This window comes from uncultured Chryseobacterium sp., from assembly GCF_913776365.1.
GTDB lineage: Bacteria > Bacteroidota > Bacteroidia > Flavobacteriales > Weeksellaceae > Chryseobacterium.
On record NZ_CAJYMO010000023.1, the window covers coordinates 1 to 3,152 of the forward strand.

Here is a 3,152-nt window from a genome sequence, read left to right on the forward strand (position 1 = left end):
GATACCAACCATTCCCAGTATCTGATTGTGAAAGCACTGGCTTCAAAATTTGAGAACATCTGCGTGGTGGGAGACGATGCACAGTCGATCTATTCGTTCCGGGGTGCTAACATTTATAACATTCTCAACTTTAAAAAAGATTATCCCGATGCCGTTACGGTTTCCCTGGAACAGAACTACCGTTCTACCCAGAATATCGTAAACGCTGCGAATGTGGTCATTGCCAAAAACCTCCAGCAATTTAAGAAAAATGTATTCAGCGAAAATGAAGAAGGGGAAAAAATAAAAATCTACCGTTCGCTTTCCGATGCGGACGAAGCCAATTTCGTAGCCGGAAACATCTGGGAAACCCGGAACCGGGAGCAGCGGAAGTACAATGATTTTGCCATCCTGTACCGTACCAATTCCCAGACCCGCGCGTTTGAAGATGCGCTGAGGCGTAAAAATATTCCGTACAAAGTCTACGGAGGGTTATCTTTCTATCAGAGAAAAGAAGTAAAGGACCTGATTGCCTATCTCCGGCTGCTGGTGAATGAAAACGATTCCGAAGCGCTGATGCGGATCATCAACTATCCGGTACGTGGAATCGGGGAAACCACCCAGAATAAGCTGATTGTCTTTGCCGACGCCCATAATATTTCGGTTTCCAATGTACTGTCCAACCTGCCGAACTATGCGCCGCAGCTTGGCCTGAACAACGGGATCCTAAACAAGCTTAACGATTTCTGGTCGATGATCAGGGCATTTCAGGTATTGCTGAAAACCGAAACTGCCTATAATGTAGCCATGGAAGTGGCCAAGCGCAGCGGGCTGATCAAGTTCCTGAAAGACGACCAGACCCCGGAAGGGATCTCCCGGGTAGAAAACGTACAGGAACTCATGAACTCCATGCAAGGGTTTATTGAAGAGCAGATGCAGCTGGAAGACGGTGACCCGAGCCTGCCGAATTTCCTTGAAAATATTGCGCTTTCCGCCGATACCCAGAACAAGGAAAGCGATGAGGAAATGGTTTCCCTGATGACCATTCACCTTTCAAAAGGGCTGGAGTTCCCGGTTGTCCATCTCGTAGGATTGGAAGAAAACCTCTTCCCGAGCTTTATGAGCTCTTCTACGAGGGAAGAGCTGGAAGAAGAAAGGCGTCTGTTCTACGTGGCTTTGACAAGAGCGGAAAAACAGGCTTTCTTTTCCTATGCCGTCTCGCGTTTCCAGTGGGGAAAAATTACCGATGCGGAACCTTCCCGGTTCTTAAGTGAAATCGATGATGAATACATAGAATTTCTTAACCCGGCCATTGAAAAAAGATTCATTAATAATACGGGAATCAAATCCAATATTTTTGATGAACATCCTTCCGAAATGAGAAGCTTCAGAAAGGTGGAAAAGAAAACCATCGATAGAGGCGATAACACAAAACCCATTGCTGAACCGAGGAAGCTGAAGCCGGTAAGTACCGCGAAAATCATCAATCCGAGCGGAGCCTCTTCCCAGGATATCGAAGTGGGAGACAAAGTAAGGCATGACCGTTTCGGAATCGGAGAGGTCACTTTCCTGGACGGAACCGATCCGCAGAATATCAAGGCCAAGGTGATCTTCCAGCACGAAGGCGAAAAAAACCTGATTTTAAAATACGCTAAACTGACAAAGATTTAAATAACGCACAGATAGCACGGGTTTACCTGGGTTGTACACCATGATTCTCTAAACCTGTGCTATGGTGTTTAATCGGTTTCGGTTAATTTTCTACGGTTAATTTTTAGTTTGCTGTAAAAGCACTATATACAGCAATGGATGAAACAGGGAGTCCGGAAGATCCCTGTTTTTTCTGTGTAAGTGAAAAATGGTGATCCAATGGCTTAGAAATCTGAACCCGTAATGCTATCCACACAATGCCTGTCCGGAATTTCCAGGTGATCATCAAAATGAGACCATATAGATTTCGTATCTTTAGTCAATAAAAGTTTTACAATGAAAAGGATTATTCTGTTTTTAATGTTCGCACTATCTTCCGCATCACTATTTTCACAGGAATACAGTACGATTCAAAATATTCATTATTATGATGAAAAAACCAATTCATCTGACGCTTACCTCAACGAAAGATGTGTACTGGACCTTTATATTCCGAAAAACGGAAAAGATTTTCCAACGGTCATCTGGTTTCACGGCGGAGGTTTGACAGGCGGACAGAAAGAAATCCCTGAAAGGCTGAAAGGTAAAGGGGTCGCTGTCATCGGCGTCAATTACAGGCTTTCCCCTAAAGTCAGTGCTCCGAAATACATCGAAGATGCGGCGGCGGCTACGGCCTGGGCTTTCCGGAATATAAAAAAATACGGCGGAAACGAAAAAAAGATTTTTATCTCCGGGCATTCCGCAGGCGGATACCTGGCCATTATGGTCGGGCTTAATAAAGACTACCTGAAAAAATATAATATTGATGCCAATGAGCTGGCCGGAATCATTCCTTTCAGCGGGCAGATGATTTCCCATTTCACCGCCCGCAAAGAAAAAGGAATCGATGAGCTGGATGCCCGCATTGATGAATTTGCGCCCCTGCACTTCATACGAGCCGATGCGCCTCCATTGCTGCTGATTACCGGAGACCGTGAAAAGGAGCTGCTCGGCAGATATGAGGAAAATGCCTACATGGCGCGGATGATGAAGCTGAAAGGGCATAAGGAAACCGTTCTTTACGAGCTTGACGGCTTTGATCATGGTGGCATGGCTGACCCGGCATTCCCCTTACTGCTGAATGAGATCAAAAGAATCGGTCAGCGTAAAGAAAAATAAGACAGGTGCCGTATTGATCATGGGAATATTTCATAACAACGCCCTCTGCGATATTTACATCGGGAAAAGTGCAGGGAACAAGCTGATCCAGGACATCAGGAGTGCAAAGAAAAACGTCAGGATCGTATCGCCCTATCTTTCACCTTCACTGATCAAAGGGCTGATCTTCCTCCGGAAAAAGGTATTGATGTCCAATTGATTACTACGGATGAAATTGAAGATTTTTATGGCGACCATAAAAACATCAACCAGCTCATTATCCAGAAGCGGCATACTGATGAAAAAGCCATGCAGTCCCGGGAAAGCATGGCCAATCTCGCAGGAATCCTGCTGTTTGTGATGATTGGATCAGGCATTATCCTGCT

3 protein-coding genes are annotated in these 3,152 nt (G+C 45.2%); all 3 read left to right on the forward strand.

The genetic code is table 11. The features are described 5' to 3' along the window. Positions 1-1,650 (forward strand): 3'-5' exonuclease (locus QZ735_RS01130; RefSeq protein WP_294243401.1); only part of this gene is annotated, 1,650 nt, incomplete at its 5' end. A gap of 315 nt (positions 1,651-1,965) precedes the next feature. Beyond that, the gene (locus QZ735_RS01135) at positions 1,966-2,787 is read left to right on the forward strand and encodes an alpha/beta hydrolase (RefSeq protein ID WP_294243403.1); all 822 of its coding nucleotides are present in this window, start codon (positions 1,966-1,968) and stop codon (positions 2,785-2,787) included. 19 nt (positions 2,788-2,806) lie between these two features. Next, a complete protein-coding gene (locus QZ735_RS01140; protein ID WP_294243404.1) occupies positions 2,807-2,986 on the forward strand; it encodes a hypothetical protein in 180 nt (59 codons plus the stop codon). Positions 2,987-3,152: the final 166 nt, after the last annotated feature.